The sequence below is a fragment of the Actinoplanes sp. NPDC023936 genome, from assembly GCF_040639325.1.
Classification (GTDB): Bacteria; Actinomycetota; Actinomycetes; order Mycobacteriales; family Micromonosporaceae; genus Actinoplanes.
In genome coordinates this window covers 38,242-52,926 of the sequence record NZ_JBEZZR010000043.1, presented here as the reverse complement: position 1 = coordinate 52,926, position 14,685 = coordinate 38,242, and the positions used below count along the sequence as shown (strand labels likewise).

12 protein-coding genes are annotated in these 14,685 nt (G+C 70.9%); 8 read left to right on the top strand and 4 right to left on the bottom strand.

Features of this window, described 5'->3' with window-relative positions; genetic code table 11:
* Nucleotides 1-227: 227 nt before the first annotated feature.
* Both AB0F72_RS35965 and AB0F72_RS35960 read right to left on the bottom strand, forming a co-directional pair.
* On the bottom strand, nucleotides 228-1,607 hold the full coding sequence (locus tag AB0F72_RS35965) for an O-antigen ligase family protein (protein ID WP_360441399.1): 1,380 nt from the start codon (nucleotides 1,605-1,607) through the stop codon (nucleotides 228-230).
* The gene (locus tag AB0F72_RS35960; protein ID WP_360441396.1) at nucleotides 1,604-2,692 is read right to left on the bottom strand and encodes a hypothetical protein; all 1,089 of its coding nucleotides are present in this window, start codon (nucleotides 2,690-2,692) and stop codon (nucleotides 1,604-1,606) included. Before AB0F72_RS35960 ends, AB0F72_RS35965 begins: the two co-directional genes overlap by 4 nt.
* 303 nt (nucleotides 2,693-2,995) lie before the next feature.
* On the opposite strand from AB0F72_RS35960, the gene AB0F72_RS35955 reads away from it, so the two are divergent.
* Nucleotides 2,996-4,741, top strand: a complete 1,746-nt coding sequence (locus AB0F72_RS35955; RefSeq protein ID WP_360441393.1) for a hypothetical protein — start codon at nucleotides 2,996-2,998, stop codon at nucleotides 4,739-4,741.
* A gap of 13 nt (nucleotides 4,742-4,754) precedes the next feature.
* Nucleotides 4,755-6,638: an asparagine synthase (glutamine-hydrolyzing) gene (gene asnB, locus AB0F72_RS35950; protein WP_360441390.1), complete on the top strand. Its 1,884-nt coding sequence runs from the start codon at nucleotides 4,755-4,757 to the stop codon at nucleotides 6,636-6,638.
* Between the two features lie 92 nt (nucleotides 6,639-6,730).
* Here the strand turns inward: asnB and AB0F72_RS35945 are convergent, their stop codons facing one another.
* A complete protein-coding gene (locus tag AB0F72_RS35945) occupies nucleotides 6,731-7,456 on the bottom strand; it encodes a hypothetical protein (RefSeq protein ID WP_360441387.1) in 726 nt (241 codons plus the stop codon).
* Nucleotides 7,457-7,460: 4 nt separating this feature from the next.
* On the opposite strand from AB0F72_RS35945, the gene AB0F72_RS35940 reads away from it, so the two are divergent.
* On the top strand, nucleotides 7,461-7,850 hold the full coding sequence (locus tag AB0F72_RS35940; RefSeq protein ID WP_360441384.1) for a hypothetical protein: 390 nt from the start codon (nucleotides 7,461-7,463) through the stop codon (nucleotides 7,848-7,850).
* A gap of 178 nt (nucleotides 7,851-8,028) precedes the next feature.
* Here the strand turns inward: AB0F72_RS35940 and AB0F72_RS35935 are convergent, their stop codons facing one another.
* Nucleotides 8,029-9,141: an acyltransferase gene (locus AB0F72_RS35935; RefSeq protein ID WP_360441381.1), complete on the bottom strand. Its 1,113-nt coding sequence runs from the start codon at nucleotides 9,139-9,141 to the stop codon at nucleotides 8,029-8,031.
* 447 nt (nucleotides 9,142-9,588) lie between these two features.
* On the opposite strand from AB0F72_RS35935, the gene AB0F72_RS35930 reads away from it, so the two are divergent.
* Genes AB0F72_RS35930 through AB0F72_RS35910 form a run of 5 tightly spaced genes read left to right on the top strand, consistent with a single transcriptional unit; the run spans nucleotide 9,589 to nucleotide 14,464 of the window.
* Nucleotides 9,589-10,884: a glycosyltransferase family 4 protein gene (locus AB0F72_RS35930; protein WP_360441378.1), complete on the top strand. Its 1,296-nt coding sequence runs from the start codon at nucleotides 9,589-9,591 to the stop codon at nucleotides 10,882-10,884.
* Nucleotides 10,881-11,741 (top strand): glycosyltransferase, encoded by an 861-nt coding sequence (locus AB0F72_RS35925; RefSeq protein ID WP_360441375.1) that lies wholly within the window; start codon nucleotides 10,881-10,883, stop codon nucleotides 11,739-11,741. Before AB0F72_RS35930 ends, AB0F72_RS35925 begins: the two co-directional genes overlap by 4 nt.
* A gap of 37 nt (nucleotides 11,742-11,778) precedes the next feature.
* The gene (locus AB0F72_RS35920; RefSeq protein WP_360441372.1) at nucleotides 11,779-12,450 is read left to right on the top strand and encodes a polysaccharide deacetylase family protein; all 672 of its coding nucleotides are present in this window, start codon (nucleotides 11,779-11,781) and stop codon (nucleotides 12,448-12,450) included.
* A complete protein-coding gene (locus AB0F72_RS35915; RefSeq protein ID WP_360441369.1) occupies nucleotides 12,441-13,730 on the top strand; it encodes a hypothetical protein in 1,290 nt (429 codons plus the stop codon). Before AB0F72_RS35920 ends, AB0F72_RS35915 begins: the two co-directional genes overlap by 10 nt.
* Nucleotides 13,727-14,464, top strand: a complete 738-nt coding sequence (locus tag AB0F72_RS35910; RefSeq protein ID WP_360441366.1) for a PHP domain-containing protein — start codon at nucleotides 13,727-13,729, stop codon at nucleotides 14,462-14,464. Before AB0F72_RS35915 ends, AB0F72_RS35910 begins: the two co-directional genes overlap by 4 nt.
* Nucleotides 14,465-14,685: the final 221 nt, after the last annotated feature.

The following is a 14,685-nucleotide window of genomic DNA, read 5'->3' as shown; positions in this document are numbered from 1 at the left end:
GAGTCAACGACAAAACACCAATATCGCCGCGCAAGGCGGTTCCTCCGAATTCCCAGTAGAAAGCAACAGCCCCCCGTTGCTCGCCGGAAGGATATCGGCACGTCCGCGTGGCCACCATGACTCGTTGACTTCGAATATGGCTCTTAAGGATGAAAGTGGTCTCATCCGTTGGGCTAGTGGCGGGGGCCGATTGTCGATGTGCCGACAACGGCCTTTTTAAAACGGACTTATTCGGGCAATGCAGCCACTCGCGACGTGCGCACTCGCGCCGCCGGGTGGGTGAGCCGCCAGACCGTGCCGCACGCGCCCATGAACAGGAACACGGTGATCGCGAACGAGGTGAACCAGAGCGAGTCCACCGTGGCCGCCACCAGCATCGAGACCACCTGCGCGGCGATCAGCGCGGCACACAGGTGGCGGTCCTCCGGGCGATCCGAGCGCCGCCAGGCGATCCCGGCCAGCACGATCGCGGTCAGGTGCATGCCGGCGAACACGGCCACCCCGACGATGCCCTGGGTGACCACCGTGTAGAGCCACTGGTTGTCCAGGACCAGGCCCTGGTAGAGCTCGGGCACCAGCGTGTTCGGCCCCCGGCCGAGCCACGGCCGCTGCGCGAACCAGTGGCCGACCAGCTCGTAGTCGTCGGTGCGCCCGGAGATGCTGGGATCCTCCTCAGCGCCGGTGAACATGTAGGTCACGGTGCCGAGCAGACCCGGCCGGACTGCGGCCAGCGCACCCATCATCCCGACGGTCAGCAGCAGCATGTTGTACCGCATCCGCCAGCCCCACGGGACCAGCATCACCAGCAGGACGGCGCCGAGCGCCACCACGCCGGTACGCGAGATCGACATGGGCAGCGCGGCCGCGCAGAGCACCGTGCAGAATCCCGCTGCGTATCGGTGCCACTTACGCTCCGCGAATCTTGTGAAATGGATTCCGAACGGCACAGCGATCGCCATGATGGCGCTGAACTCGATGTAATGGGCAGCCGTCGATGCGACCCGGAAGAAATCGGATCCCCGCTCGGAGAAGCCGATGATGCTGCCCTTGACCTCAAGCCCGGGCGGGATCAAATATTCGGCAAGATTGATTTGTGCGGTGGACTGGATGATCCCGATCGCGGCCATGTAACCGGCGCACCACAGGAAGAACCGCAGGACCGCCTTGAGCCGGTCCCAGTTGGCGATGCCGTCCGCCACGACCAGCGTGATGCCGATGAACTGCAGGATCTGCAGCATCGCGAAGTTCTGCGCGTTGGCCTCCAGGCCGGGGAGCCCGCGCAGCATCCCGGCCAGGTACGACGCCGTCGTCCCGAAGAGGTAGACGAACGAGGCCCAGCGCATCGGCTGGGGACCGCTCATCGCGAGCCGGTGGTTCAGCCTGGTGAGCACCCACCAGACGAACAGCGCGAAGCAGATCAGCAGCGCCGGGCGTCCGGCGAAGGACATGTTCGGCACGATCAGGGTGCCCGGGATCAGGTAGAGAAACCCGATCATCACGCACACCGTGGTCGCGACGTCGAGCCGGACAACACGGCGGGTGGCGTAGGTGCCGGCATGGACCAGCGACGGCTCGAAGTCGCTGGGGTGGTAGCCGACCGCGCTCACTGCCGCAGCTCTTGTCTTCCCACGTGGCCGCTCTGACCGTTCACCGGCACCGACGCCTGGCCGTTGGGGCGGCCCTGCTGCTGGTTCTGCCCCGCGGCCGGGATCGAGGCCTGGCTGTTCGGCCGCGCCTGCTGGTTCTGACTGGCCGGCCGGCCGGACTGTGGTGGCTGCGGCTGCTGCTGTGGCTGCTGCTGTGCGCGCGCCGCGAACTCGGCCCGGGCGGCCATCTCGCCGTTACGGGCGGGCTCCTCCTCCGGCCGGCCCTGCGGACGACGCGAGGTGGTCGAGGTGAAGACCCGGACGGTCTGGTCCGCGTCGCGCCCGCGCTCGGCACGGGCGGTGGCCCGGCTGATCGACGCCGGCGTCTGCAGGACCACCGTGGCATCCGCGCTGGGCATGGTCACGCCGGTCGCGACGGACGGTGGCGGCGTGACCGCGGCCGACTTGACGGACGGGGCGACCGGATCCTCGCCGACCCGGCGGCGGCGCATCCGGATGAACGCGTCGATGCTGATCGACAGGCCGACGCTGAGCATCACGGCCAGACCGGCCGCGACGATGATCACCCGCTTCTTCTTCGACGTGACCGCCTCGACGTTGTCACCGCGGTCCAGCGCCAGCGTGCTGATCTGGTCCTGCTCCTTGGTGTTGAACTGCGTCTGCAGCTCGCCCACCAGGTCGTCGAGCACCTTCATCAGCTGCTGGACGGTGCCGACGGCCTGCTGCTCGGTCGTGCCGATGGCCTCGATCGTCAGGTACGTCGTGCCGTACTCCATCGTGACCGTGAAGTTGTCGGTGTAACCGGCCTCGGTGAGCTTGGAGAGGACCTCCTCGGTCTGCGACTGCAGGATCACCGCGGAGCCGAGCGCCGGGAAGCCCAGGTCCAGCCACCGGTTGTTCACCTTGACGACCTGACCCTTTTCGACCCGTTCGTTCGGGGGGATCAGCTGCAGGTGACCGGTCGCGCTGTAGTCGGGTTTGATGGCTTGGGCCGTCACCAGAACTAGAGCCAAGGATGCGAGCAGAACCGGGGCGAAGATGTACCACCGCCGGAACAGCATCTTGGTGAGATCCCAGAGATCCACGATGTCCTCTCGTCGAGACGCCGGCGAGGTAGTCGCCCCAGAGCGACCGCGGAACGGCCGCTCAGCGGACCGGCGGGAAACATGGTCAGGATACGTGACGGGCAAGGGGCTGCCCATAGACGCTGTCGGACAAGGCCGTACCGGCCCAGTCGTCAAACTGACAGGCCTCAGAAATTCGGCCAAGGCGACAATTCCGGGCGGTACCGGAGTCCCATCCGCCCTGACTGTCCGGAGGATCCGGGGGACCACCGGACTGCCTAGAGTGGCTGCCATGCGACCACGCCGAGCCGCCGAACCGCTCCTGTGAGGGACTTTCTCGCCGTTTCCGGCGACGCCTCTCACCCCCGGCCGGAACTGCTCGGCACCTCGGCGACCGGCCACCGCTCCGGCGACGGCTGGGTGGCCTTCACCGGCGCCGAGCCCGGCGACGTCATCGACGACGACACCTTCACCGTACGCCTGACGCGCTCCGTGCGTGACCGAGCCTCCGACCTGGACACCAGCCTGCTCGCGCGCCTGCTCGCCGAGGGCGAGCCGTCCGACCCCGCCGCGCTCGCCGCCGTGCTGCCACCGTGGGGCGCGGCACACCGGTCGGCCGCGAGCACCCCGGTCGTGATGGCCACCGACTGGCTCGGCATGCGCCACCTCTACTACTGGCAGGGCGACGGCGTCGCGGCCGTCTCCACCAGCGCGCGTACGCTGGCCCGGCTGGCCGGCGCCGGCCTCGACACCGCCGCGCTCGGCGTGCAGAGCCTGGTCGGCTGGCAGGTCGGCACCAGCACGCCGTTCACCGGCGTGCACAAGCTCGCCCCCGGCTGCCTCGCGGTGCTGAACGGCGGACGGGCCGAGGTCCGGCGCTATGCCGCCGATTCGATGCCGCCGTCCGGCCGGGCCGCCTCGTTCGACGAGGTCGTCGACGAGATGGCGACGATCCTGCGGGACATTCACACCGGTTATCTCGCGGACCACCCGGACACCGTGCTGCAGCTGACCGGCGGGCAGGACTCCCGGCTGCTGCTCTGCGCGATCCCGCCGAAGATGCGCGACGGCTTGCACGCGCTCACCCTCGACGTCGGCGGTGGCGTCGAGTCGCGGGTCGCCGCCCGCCTCAGCGAGCTGGGCGGGCTGCGTCACGAGGTGTTCCGGGTGGACCAGCAGCCGCCGGTCACCGATGCCGTGGCGCACGACACCGCGCTCGCCGCCGCAGCCGCGCTGGAGTGTTCCGCGAGCCCTGTCGCGCTGGCGCCGCTCACCCTCTTCGAGTCCCACCTCAGCCAGGGCCACCGGCTCTCCGGCGCCGGCGGCGAGACCGCCCGCGGCTTCTACTACGCCGGTCAGACCGGCGGGACCACGTCGCCACGGCTCGTCGAGCGGCTCGCCGACTGGCGGCTGTTCGTCAACGAGGCGGTGGCCGCCGACGCGCTGGAGCCGGACTTCGTCACGGCCGCCCGCGGCCACGCGCTCGCCGCGGTCGGGCGCGCCTTCGAGGGCTACGACACCGACTGGCTGCGCGCCACCGACGAGTTCTACCTGTGGCAGCGCACCCAGCGGTGGGCCGGCGCGCACGGCACACCCGCGGCGATCGACAGGTTCTTCGTCAACCCGCTGCTGGACCGCCGGTTCATGGAGCTGGCCCTGACGCCGGCGCCGGAGCAGAAACGCGGCTCACGGCTGACCGGGCAGCTCATGCACCGGCTCGACCCCGCGCTCGCCGCGATCCCGCTCGACTCCGGCCTGGTCCCGGCCAAGCTCGGCCAGGCCGGGCTCGGCACTCGCGCGGCGCTGGCCCGGGTGGCGCTGCGCAAGACCACCGCGAAGGTGCGCCAGCGGGTCACCGGCGGCCGCCGCACGCAGATGGGCGCCGCCACGATCAGCGCGGCGGTGGTGCGGCACTGGCGTGCCGAGCCGGACCGCCCGGCCGCGCTGCGGGAGACCGGCATCGTCCGGTCCGGCTGGCTCGACGAACTGCTCGACGGGCGGCGCTCGGCCGACCCCTCCACCGTTGCCTTCCTGCTCAACCTCTTAGTGGCCGCCGAGGCCCGACGCTGAAGGAGAACCACACGTGTGTGGTCTGGTTGGACGATGCACCCATGCCGACGGCACGGTCACCGCGGGGGAGATCCGGGACGCGCTCGCGCCGATCCGGCACCGCGGCCCCGATGCCGACGGTGTGTGGACCGCCCCGGGAATCGGGCTGGGGCACGTGCGGCTGTCCATTCTCGACCTGAGCGACGCCGCGGCCCAGCCGATGACGTCCGCCGACGGCCGGTGGGTGCTCGCGTTCAACGGGGAGATCTACAACTTCCGGGAGCTGCGCGAGGAGCTGCGGAGGGCCGGCATCGAGGTGCACTCCACGGGTGACACCGAGGTGCTGCTGTCGCTGATCGCGCTGCACGGCCCGGCCGCCGCCTTCGGAAAGCTGGAAGGCGACTGGGCGGTCGCGGTCTGGGACACCCGCGAGGAAGTCCTCACGCTGGGCCGCGACGTGCACGGCGTCAAGCCGCTCTATTTCGCCAAGACCCCGGACGGCGGGCTGATCTTCGGCTCGGAGATCAAGGCGCTTGTCGCGCGGCGGGGCGGCACGCCGGAGCCGAGCGTCGCCTCGATCAACGCGGCGCTGCTGGGTTACTCGATGACCTGGGGCGACCGCACCCTGTACCGGGGCGTGCACGCGGTCCGGCCCGGCGAGCGGCTGGTCTTCGACCGCCGCAAGGGCAGCATCGACCGGTCGCTGTTCGCCCGGATCACCGACTGGGTCGACGACGCGCTCTACCGCGAGCTCGCCAAGGCGCCGTCCGCCGAGGTGGTCCGCCGGGTGGACGAGGCGATCACCGCGGGCGTGCGGTCCCGGCTGGTCAGCGACGCTCCCCTGGCCTGCCTGGCCAGCGGCGGCGTGGACTCCAGCCTGATCTCGACGCTTGCCGCCCGGGAGCGCGCCGACATCCCGCTCTACCACGCGGACGTGGTCAACGACAGCGAGCGCCCGGCGGCGGAGGCCTTGGCGGCCGCCCTCGGCCTCAAGCTTCACACGGTACGGGTGACCGACGCCGACATCGTGGCGAGCATCCCGGACGTGACCTGGTTCAACGACGGCCCGCTGATCTACCACTTGAACGCGCTGCCGTACTACGCCGTCTGCAAGCTGGCGTCGGCCGACGGCATCAAGGTGCTGCTGAGCGGCGAGGGCAGCGACGAGTACATGATCGGTTACCCGGACCAGGCGCTCAAGCCGGTGCTGGACCTGATCGGCCGGGCCAAGGCAGTGCCGCGCTCCTGGCTGTCCGCCCTGTCGCCGAAGGCCGCCAAGCTGTTCTGGCCGCACCCGGAGGACACGTTCGCCCAGCGCCTGGTGGAGCTGAGCTCGGGCTTCGAGTCGAGGCTGGTGGGCAGCAGCAGCGGCAAGTCGATCGGCGACGTGATCGGCCGGCGCGACCGCCGGTCCCGGATCACCTCGCTCGACCTGGCCCAGTCGCACCTGGTGTCGCTGCTGCACCGCAACGACCGGCTCGGCATGGCCTGGGGCCTGGAGGCGCGCTTCCCGTTCCTGGCGCCCGAGTTCACCAAGCTCGCGGTGAACCTGCCGGACCGCTACAAGCTGCGCCGCACGCTGCGCGCCAACGACAAGCGTCACCCGTTCATCGTCGACAAGTGGGCCGTGCGCGAGGTCGCCGCCCGTCGCCTGCCGCAGAGCCTGGCGGCCCGGCCGAAGCGCGGTTTCCCGGTCTCGATCAGCCGGCGGCTGACTGTCACGCCGAAGTTCTTCCAGGACGGCTTCGTCGCCGACATGTACGGCCTGGACGACACCGCCATCGGCGTCGCGCTCGCCGACGGCCCGAACGAGTGGGTGACCCGGCTGATCCTGATGGAGGTCTGGGGTCAGATGTTCTTCCGTGGCGTGAGCCGCGAGCAGATGGGCGAGACCCTCCAGGTCCACGCCACGTTCTGACAGCACGTCCCGACGGCACGTTCTGACGGCACGTCCCGACGGCACGGAAAAGGCCGGCCCCACCGGGGCCGGCCTTCTCGTGTGCCGTTGCCTCAGGCCTGCGGCTTCACGTTGCCGGAGCCGTCCTGCCAGCGATTGCCGCGCCACTCGTTGCCGTCGTGCATCTCGAAGGTCGCCACCGGGCCGTAGTAGCCGCACTTGGGGCCGAACTTCTTGCCGAAGAGGTTGTCCACGTATTTGATGTTGGTGCCGATCGGGTACGGCTTCGCGTCCGTCGAGCCACCGTAGGTGCAGTAACCGCCGTCCGTGTTGAACAGGTTCTTCTCGATCAGCGCGCCGTTGATCGGCTTGAAGTCGCCGTAGAGCGACAGCGCCGACGAGCAGCCCTTGCTCTGGCACTCCAGGTTGTTGTGCACGACCTCGAAGTTGCCGCCGCCGTTCGATCCGATAGCGGTCTGGTGCGCGCCCTCCGTGTAGACCCACCCGTGCAGGTACGAGTCACGGATGGTCACGTTGTTCTCCATGTTCGCGCCCCGGCCGGTGCCGTGGATGTGACAGCGCAGGCAGCTGTAGTCGTTGCTGCCGATCGCCGCCTCACCGTTCGGGTCGACGCCACCGCCGCCGTCGATCTCGACGTCGATCAGCTTCAGGCCACCGAGGCTCCAGTCGGTGAGGTAGGTGGCGCCCACCTTGCCCTCGACCAGCGACCGGGTGATCGTGACGTTCTTCGCCTGGATGGTGAGCCCGCCGCTGAACCGGCACTTGTCCAGCTTCGCGTTGTTCTTGGTGATCGTGCCCTTGCAGCTGCGCAGCGTCACACCGGTGTGCTCCCAGCCGGTGCAGGAGGCGGTGGGCATCTTCGGGTACGCGCCGCACGGCCCGGAGTCCGTCTGCGTCGCCGACTCGGTGGTCTTCGACTTCTTGACCGACGGGCTGCTCGACGCGCTTGCCGACGCCGAGGCGCCGGCGCTCGGGCTGCCGCTGGCCGAGGCGCTCGGGCTGGCACTGGGGCTGACGGACGCGGACGCGGATCCGGCGCTCGGGGCCGGCGTGGCCAGGCCGGACGTCGCGGCGTCGAGCGGCACCTCGGCCGCGGTCTGGCGGGACGTGTCAGGTCCCACGAATCGCAGCAAGCCGATCACCACGGCAACCGCCACCAGCGTGCCGAGAATGGCGAAAGTCATTCGCCCTTTTGATTTCGGGGCGCGGTGACCGCCCAGGTCATCTGCTTCATGCATGTCGGTGTTCATTTACTCCGCTGGCCTTCGTCCGTTTCGTCGGTTCGATGCTGCGGTCCACTCGTTCGCACCGGTCATAAACGCGGGACATGCTAACACCGGCGGTCGGCGCAATGACGACTCCGAAGTAGTGCCATCATTTAAAATCGGTCTTAATCCTTTGTCTTCGCCCTCGTCGGTCCCCGTCGCAGCAGAAATCGATTCGCCGGGTTCTCCACCCGCTCGTAGAGCAGCCAGCTCGCGGCGAGCGCCAGGACGAGCGCCAGGACGGCCGCGCCGACCCCGGCCAGGAGCCCGTGCCCGACGCCGAACACGTGCACGACCAGGCGCAGGACCAGCTGATGCACCAGGTAGAACGCGTACGAGATCTCGCCCAGCCTGATCGCCGTGCGGCCGCGCCAGGGGCTGCGAGCGCCGGTCACGTCGGCGTGGGCGGTGGCCGCGACGAGCAGCGCGAGCGGCGCCACGGTGCCGGCCACCATCCGGAAATCGCCGGGCAGCCACTGCGAGGCGAGGTACGCCGCGGCGGCCAGCGCCATCGCCGGGCCCATGCCGAAAACCGTCGGCCACCGGCTTTCCCGGACGATTCGGGCGAGCAGCATTCCGGCGATGAATTCAGGCAGACGGGTGACCGGGAACACCCAGATGAACCAGTATCGATCATCGGCCGGGAGCGCCTGAGCGATCACCGGGACGATCCACACCAGGCCGAGCATCAACGCGGTTCCGGGCCAGAGCGCGCGGGCGGGCAGGCGGCGCAACACCACGAAGAGGGCCGGCCACATGGCGTAGAAGAAGATCTCGCAGGCGAGCGACCAGCTGACCGTGTTGAGGCCGAAGAACACGTCGATGTCGGGCGACCAGGCCTGCAGCAGCAGCAGGTTCGGCAGCCAGACGGACGCGGCGACACCGGCGCCGCCGATCAGCGCGAGCGCCATGGCGACGACCCAGGTGGCCACGTGGTCCGGGTAGATCCGGGCCACCCGACGCCACCAGAACCGGCGCGCGGTGTCGCCCGAGCGCGCCGACCAGGTCAGCACGAAGCCGCTGAGGATGAAGAAGAAGGAGACCCCGACCGCGCCCTGGCCGAACAGCCACTGCATGCCGGTGCGCACCGGTCCGTCGCCGACGAACTGTTCGATGTGGACGTGGAAGCCGAACACCAGGAAGGCCGCGACGAACCGCAGACCGGTCAGGGATGGCAGCCGGGACGGGGGCTGGGATGCTCCGGGCCGCCTCGCGGCAGCCGGCTCGACCGCTGTCACCGCGACACCCTATCGGCGGCCGCGACTCGCGGGTGTCGCAACCCGGACAGCCGTCCGGAAGCTGTTGCCTGCACGCGGTCCCCCATTTTCGTCGCCCGCTGGAACTCTGCGGAGTGCGGCCGGTGCGGCGCTAGGCCCGTCCGGACCGGCGGCGGTTGCCGGTTCGGTCAGAACCGGCCGAAAGTCACATAGAAATGCAGAAAATGCCAGCGTATTTCGCATTGAACCGAATTGTCCGGATTGGCCGAGAAAGCCGAGGGTCAATGGGCCGAACCGTCCATATTTGTTCGGCCGTCCGGAGCTTCTGTAAGACATTCGACTCGGGTTGCCACCACAGGGTCCATTGCTGCGAGCGCCTTGTGCCGGAAGAGTTCTCCCCGCGAACCACTGCGCCACAAACCCGGCGCGGCAGACCGTGGAATGTCCGGAAAAGGAAGTGCGTGGCGAATGCAGCAAAAGCGACCTCAGGTCACCATCCTCATCGCCAATTTGCCTGCTGAACGGGATCGCCGGGTCATCCGGGAATGCCTCTCCCTCGAACGCAACGGCTACGACGTCACTGTCATCGCGCCGCGCGGCGACCGTACCCTCAAGATCCTGCCCGGCAGCCGGGGCACCCGCCTCAAGCCCTACCCGGTCTACGTGCTCGGCAGCGGCGTGCTCTCGTTCGCCTTCGAATTTCTCTGGTCGTTCCTCTGCATCGCCGTCCGGCTGGTCGGCGAGGTCTTCTCCGGCCGGGCGCACGCCGTGCAGGTCTGCAACCCGCCGGACGTCTACTGGCCGCTCGCCCTGCTGATGCGCGCGCTGGGCCGGCCGTGGGTCTTCGACCACCACGACCTCTGCCCCGAGATCTACGCGACCCGGTCCGGCGGCGACGAACGAAAGAACATCGTCTTCCGTACGCTCGTCGCGTTCGAGTGGCTGACCCTGCGCACCGCCTCGGCGGTCTTCGCCACCAACGAGTCGTTCAAGGAGAACGCGCTGTCCCGCGGCGTGCCCGCCGACAAGGTGACAGTGGTCCGCAACGGTCCCGCCGCCGACGAGATCGCGGCCCCCGCCGAGGGCGTCGCGGACACCGGCCGCACCCCGAACCACCTGGTCTACCTCGGCGTGCTCGGCCCGCAGGACAACGTCGAGGGCGCCGTGCTCGCCGCCGAGCAACTCACCCGGCTGCGCGGCCGCACCGACTGGCGGCTGACCATCGCCGGTGACGGCGAGAGCATGCCGGCGCTGCAGAAACTCGTCTCCGACCGGGGCCTGGGCGACGTCGTCGAGTTCGCCGGCTGGCTCGACGCGACGGGCGTCGACGAGATGCTGCGCTCGGCCACCGTGGCGATCCAGCCCGACCTGCCCACCCGGATGAACCAGCTCTCCACGATGGCCAAGACCGTGGAGTACCTGGGCCGTGGCCTGCCGGTAGTGGCCGTCGACCTGATCGAGACCCGGCGCAGCGCCGCCGACGCGGCCGTCTACGTGCCGACCGGCGACCCGGCCGAGTTCGGCGCGGCGATCAGCGAGCTCTTCGACGACCCGCAGCGCCGCGCGCGGATGCGCCGTGACGGCCTGGCCCGCTTCACCGAGCTGCTCTCCTGGGAGCACCAGGCCAAGCGGTACATCGCGGTGTGGAACACGCTGCTCGCCAAGCGCCTGCCCACGGCAGCCCCGGCGGCCACCGCCGAGACGGTCGTGCCGGCCCAGCGCACCGGCGACGACACGCTGTCCCACGCGGCGCGCGACGAATGAGCGTCACAGCAGTCAGCGTGGTCATCGCGGCGCACAACGAAGCCGCGGTCCTCGGCCGCTGCCTCGACGCGCTGCTCTCCGACCCGGCCGCGCCGGCGCTCGAGATCACCGTGGTGGCGAACGGATGCTCCGACACCACGACCTCGGTGGCCGCGTCCCGGCACGGCGTCCGGGTCGTCGACCTGGCCGAGCCCGGCAAGGCGGGCGCGCTGAACGCCGGCGACGAGGTCACCACCACGTTCCCCCGGCTCTACCTCGACGCCGACATCGTGCTGCCGCACGGGTCGATCCGGGCGCTCGCCGAGGCGCTCAGCCCGGAGGTGCCGGCCGTGGTGCCGCGCCGGGCGCTCGACGTCAGCGGCCGCCCATTGCCGGTGCGGGGCTATTTCGCGATCAACTCGCGCCTCCCGGCGTACCGGAACGCGCTCTTCGGTCGTGGCGCGATCATGCTCTCCGAGCGGGGCCGGGCCCGGTTCGGCGAGTTCCCGGGGATGGTCGCCGACGACCTGTTCCTGGACTCGCTCTTCACCACCGGCGAGAAACGCGAGGTCCCGGCCGCGGTCTCCACTGTCGCCACCCCGCGCCGCACCGCCGACCTGGTGCGCCGGCTGACCCGGGTCCGCGCCGGCAACGCGGCCATGCGGTCCGCCGCGGCCCGCGGCGAAGCCCCTTCCGGGGTACGTCAGTCGGTGCGCTCCTCGTGGCTGCGTGACGTGGTGCTGCCGCGTCCGTGGCTCGCCCCGGCCGCCGCCTGTTACGTGGGCCTGACCGTTCTCGCCGCGGTGCGGGCCAAGCGGCAGGGCGACGTGGCGTGGGGGCACGATGAGTCGTCCCGCACCGAGCCGGCCGCGCGCTGATCCTGCTTCCCGCGCTGATCCTGCTTCCTGGAGACCAATGAGCAACGACCGAGTCCTGAACATCTGCTTCCACGGGGTGGGCGAGCCACAGCGTGAGCTGGAACCCGGCGAGGACGTCTACTGGGTGACCGCCGACCGCTTCGCGGCCATCCTCGACGAGGTGTCCACCTGGCCGGTGCCGGTGCGGCTCAGCTTCGACGACGGCAACGCCTCGGACGTCGAGATCGGTCTGCCGGCCCTCGTCGAGCGCGGCCTGACCGCCGAGTTCTTCCTGCTCGCCGGCCGCCTGGACACCCCCGGCAGCGTGGACAGCGCCGGTGTCGCCAAGCTGCGGTCGGCCGGCATGCCGATCGGCTCGCACGGCATGGCCCACCGGTCCTGGCGCGGCCTCTCCGCCGCCGAGACCACCGCCGAGTTCGACACCGCCCGCACGGTCCTCGCCGAAGCGGCCGGCGCCCCGATCACCACGGCCGCCTGCCCCCTCGGCCGGTACGACCGGCGGGTGCTCTCCGCGCTGCGCGACCGCGGCTACACCCGGATCTACACCAGCGACCGCCGCCCGGCCCGCTCCGGCGCCTGGCTGCAGCCCCGGTACAGCGTCCGGCACCACGACACCCCCGCGTCGATGCGCTCCGGCGTGCTCGCGCCGGCCCCGCTGCCGGCTCGCGCCCGCGCACTCGCGGTGGGAACGGTGAAGCGATGGCGATGACCGTCCTGGTGGGGTTCGCCGAGTCCCTCGCGGCCATCGAGTCGGCGTGGATCCTGCGCGACGCCGGGTACCGGGTGGTCGCGTTCACCCGGGACGGCCGCAGCCCGGCGCTCGCCACCGTCCGGGACGTCCGGGTCGTCGCCGTGCCGTCACCGGAGAAGGACCTGGCCGCCACCCTGGCCGCGCTGCGGGAGCTGGTCGCCGCCGAGCAGCCGGTCGCGGTGCTGCCCTTCGACGACGCCGCGCTGCTGGTCACCGATCGGCTCGCGGCCGAGCTTCCCGGGCTGGTGGTGGCCGGACCGACCGGCCCGGCCGCCGGGCTCGCGCTGGACAAGAGCGAACAGCTCGACCTCGCCGCCAAGGCCGGCTTCGCGGTGCCGGACACCGTGGTGCTGACCCCCGGCGCTCCCCCGCCGGCCGGCTTCGCGGCGCCCGACACCGTGGTGCCGGCCCCCGGCACTCCCGCGCCGGCCGGCTTCGCCGCGCCCGACACCGTGGTGCCGGCCCCCGGCACTCCCGCGCCGGCCGGCCTGCCGGGGTCCGGCCCCTGGATGGTCAAGTGCGCGGCCGCCGAGGTCGTCCGGGACGGGCGGCTGGACCGGCCGGCCGGTGGCATCGCCCGCGACGCGGCCGAGGCGCACGAGATCGCCGCGTCGTTCGGCGCGCCCGCGCTCGTCCAGCGGCTCGTGGACGGGGTCGGCGAGGGGATCTTCGGATACGCCGCCGGCGGCCGGGTGTACGCGCTGTCCGGGCACCGGCGCGTGCGGATGATGAACCCGCGCGGCTCCGGGTCGAGCGCCTGCCGCTCCATCGACGTCGACCCGGATCTCGCCGCCGCGGTCGCCCGCTTCTGCGAACTCGCCGGTTGGCACGGCATCTTCATGATCGAGTTGCTGCGCGACGACGCGGGACGTGCCTGGTTCATGGAGCTCAACGGCCGTACCTGGGGCAGCATGGCATTGGCACGGGCGCGCGGTATCCCGTACCCGCAATGGGCAGTGACCGGCGCGCTCGACCCGGACTTCCGCCCGCCCGCGGTGCCGGCGGCGCCGCACGTGCTCAGCCGGCACCTGGGCCGCGAGATCGTGCACCTGCTGGCGGTGCTGCGCGGAGCGCGCGGCGCCGATGCCGGACGGTGGCCCTCCCGCGGCGCCACCATCGCCGCGATGCTGCGGCCCGCCGGGGGCACCCGGTGGTACAACACGCGGCGTGGTGAGATGAATGTTCTGGCGCGAGACACCTGGCAGACGGTCGCCGGGCAGCTGCGGAGGCGGGCGTGACAACGGTACGGGTGGCGGCCCACGTGCACTCGGCGTGGTCCGACGACGCCACGTGGAAACTGCCGGACATCGCCGCGGCCTTCGCTGATCAGGGCTTCCGGGTGGTGCTGCTCGCCGATCACAGCCGGGAGTTCGAGCCGTCGCGCCTCACGGAGTACTGGGACGCCTGCGCCGCCGCCAGCACCGACCGGGTGCTGCTCGTGCCCGGCATCGAGTACAACGACCCGGACAACGTGGTGCATGTGCCGGTGTGGGGGCGAGTCCCCTTTTATGGTCACACTCCCGACATTTCGGATTTGCTGGGGAAAGTCGCTGCTGACGGCGGGATCGCGGTGCTGGCGCATCCGTGGCGGCGGGAGGCTTGGCGACGGTACGACCCGGCGTGGACGCCGCTGCTCTCCGGTGTCGAGGTGTGGAACCGGAAGTACGACGGGATCGCGCCCAACCGGCATGCGGCTTCGCTGGCGCGGCGGGAGGGGTTACGGCCGTTCGCGTCGGTCGACTTCCATACCCGGCGGCAGCTGTTTCCGCTCGGTGTGGATCTGACCCTGTCCGGCTCCACTGTCGATCGGGACGCGGTCGAGGAGGCGCTGGCGGCGGGGCGGTTCGTTCCGATGTTCCGGGATCGGCCGGTGCTGGATGTGCTGCGCGGGGCGGACGGGGTGGTGCTGCGCGGGGCGGAGCTGGCGCGGCGGCGGGTGGCGCCGGTGTTGCGAGGCCTGAGGCGGGACTGACGCCGGGTTCGCGGGGGGCGCGCGGGGGCGGCGGCCCGCGTAAGCGCAGCCCGCGTGGCAATTGCTCGCGGGGGCGGCGGCCCGCGTGCCTGAGGCGAGCCGTAGCCCACGCGGCTAAACCGCCCCCACGCCCGCCGCGAGCCGTAGCCCACGCAGCTCAACCGCGCCCACGTCCCCCGCGAGCCGTAGCCCACGCAGGTAAACCGCCGCCACGCCCGCCG

Bases quoted from the DNA above. Each gene is read 5' to 3' on its own strand.
- AB0F72_RS35930 (WP_360441378.1), top strand. From the start codon at position 9,589: ATGCAGCAAAAGCGACCTCAGGTCACCATCCTCATCGCCAATTTGCCT.
- AB0F72_RS35925 (WP_360441375.1), top strand. From the start codon at position 10,881: ATGAGCGTCACAGCAGTCAGCGTGGTCATCGCGGCGCACAACGAAGCC.
- AB0F72_RS35920 (WP_360441372.1), top strand. From the start codon at position 11,779: ATGAGCAACGACCGAGTCCTGAACATCTGCTTCCACGGGGTGGGCGAG.
- AB0F72_RS35915 (WP_360441369.1), top strand. From the start codon at position 12,441: ATGGCGATGACCGTCCTGGTGGGGTTCGCCGAGTCCCTCGCGGCCATC.